The organism is Flavobacteriales bacterium, from assembly GCA_013214975.1.
Classification (GTDB): domain Bacteria; phylum Bacteroidota; class Bacteroidia; order DT-38; family DT-38; genus DT-38.
In genome coordinates this window covers 1-1778 of the sequence record JABSPR010000301.1, presented here as the reverse complement: position 1 = coordinate 1778, position 1778 = coordinate 1, and the positions used below count along the sequence as shown (strand labels likewise).

General features: G+C 36.7%; 2 protein-coding genes. One reads left to right on the top strand and one right to left on the bottom strand.

Going from position 1 to position 1778, the window contains the following annotated elements; translation table 11 throughout:
• A partial coding sequence (locus tag HRT72_09515) for a GDP-mannose 4,6-dehydratase (GenBank protein NQY67943.1) occupies positions 1 to 199 on the bottom strand: 199 nt, incomplete at its 3' end.
• Positions 200 to 423: 224 nt separating this feature from the next.
• On the opposite strand from HRT72_09515, the gene HRT72_09510 reads away from it, so the two are divergent.
• Complete coding sequence (locus HRT72_09510; protein NQY67942.1) at positions 424 to 1734, top strand: OmpA family protein; 1311 nt, start codon at positions 424 to 426, stop codon at positions 1732 to 1734.
• The last annotated feature ends 44 nt before the right edge of the window (positions 1735 to 1778 follow it).

Genomic DNA, 1778 nt, shown 5'->3' with positions numbered 1-1778 from the left:
CTGCTTCTTTTAAAGTGAATTTTTCATTCGAAAGAAAAGGTTCAATGTTTTCTCTTAGTCCAGTTGAGAAATTGTCAAAACAAACAACCTGATTGTCATTTGAAAGTAAGTTTTCGCACAAATTCGAGCCAATAAATCCAGCTCCTCCAGTTACTAAAACTCTTTGATTCTTAATTCTTTTGTAACTCACTTTATCTATTGGTTTGTGCTTAACAACATTAATGCAATTTCGAATCGAATTATTGAGGGGGCTAAATTACGAATAAAATGGGATATCAATATTAGTTTTATCGCGAAAATATTAGAAACACTGACGCTGAACTCAATTCAATTTGGGGCGTCATTTATACCCATCAGCGAAACTATTTGCTTTTAATTTCGTAATTTATTATATATTTAATACTTAAACTACGTACGAATTATATGAGGCATTCGCTATTTCTTCTTGCATTCCTATCTGCCTTTTTAGCTACCTCTCAAACGTACAATTCCTTGTCTATCGATGGAAATATTGGGTTGAACAGTGCTTTGGGTCCGTTTGCCGAAGGGTGTCAGTCAAATTATTTAGGAGTTTATCATTTAGATGTGAACTGTCGTTACATGCTAAACAATAAGTTTGGTGTTATGGGAGGGGTAGGATTCGATCGCATTAAAAACGACGAATCGGGGTATTATCAAGATCTAAATTACTTTAAAACGCATTATTTTAGATTATCATTTCAAGCTGTTTTTAATGTCGGTAGAATTGCCGAATTTGAAGATATTCATCCAAGGTTTGGTCTATTATTTCACACTGGTTTTGGATTCTCTAGTTTGAAGGATGCGCATCGATCTGTTTGGTTTAAGAATTTTAGAACTCAAGGGTCTGATGAGATGATGCATTTAATAATGGGGTTTACACCTCAATGGCGTCTTACTGATTATATGGCAATACACACTGATTTTACTTTCGTTGCGAATATTTGGCAGACAAAAACATTCGATTTCACAGGGCCAAATGAGTTTCATAAAGGTGTGGATGGAAGGATTGCAACGTTCTCGGTTGGCCTCTCCTATTATTTTGGAAGAGAGGGGCAAGGAAGAAAGCATAAAGATTGGATTTGGGATATGGATATTGCCAAACCGAGCAGTTCTCAACCTGGAGACGCAATACTTGAAAGAAATACAGTTAAAGTAGATACGACAGAAGTAAAGCCACCTGCACCGGTTAATAGGGTTACTCCTGATGACCGCGATGGAGACGGTGTTCCAAATGATATTGATGTTTGTCCAGATACACCTGGAGAAGGTGAAACAGGTTGTCCAAATTCGGATAGTGACGGCGATGGTATCGTTAATACATTGGATGATTGCCCTGATGTGAAAGGGTCCCTTTCAAGTGGTGGTTGTCCTGAAATTGATGGGGCTTCGAAAAATGCGATCGATGAAGGAATGCGAGAGGTTCATTTTGAAGATGGGACAGATGTTATTCAGATTGAATCAAATGGTCATTTAGATAAAATTGTAAAGATCTTAATTGATCACCCAGAATATAATTTGGATATTGATGCGCACACTAATGAGGAGGCTGCGGAAGGCTCTAATTTGTCTTTGTCTAGGGCAAGAGCAAAAAGAATTAAAGATTATTTAATCTCGAAAGGAATAGAGAAAGAAAGATTAAAGGCAGAAGGATTTGGTTCTATTATCCCTGTTTACGGTAATGAAACTCGTATTGAATTCAAGATAACCTTCTAATAGGAATTTACAAGAGCTTTTTCAGGCAATTAGTCAATGATTGT

Coding starts and splice junctions, on each gene's coding strand:
- HRT72_09510 (NQY67942.1), top strand. CDS start 424: ATGAGGCATTCGCTATTTCTTCTTGCATTCCTATCTGCCTTTTTAGCT.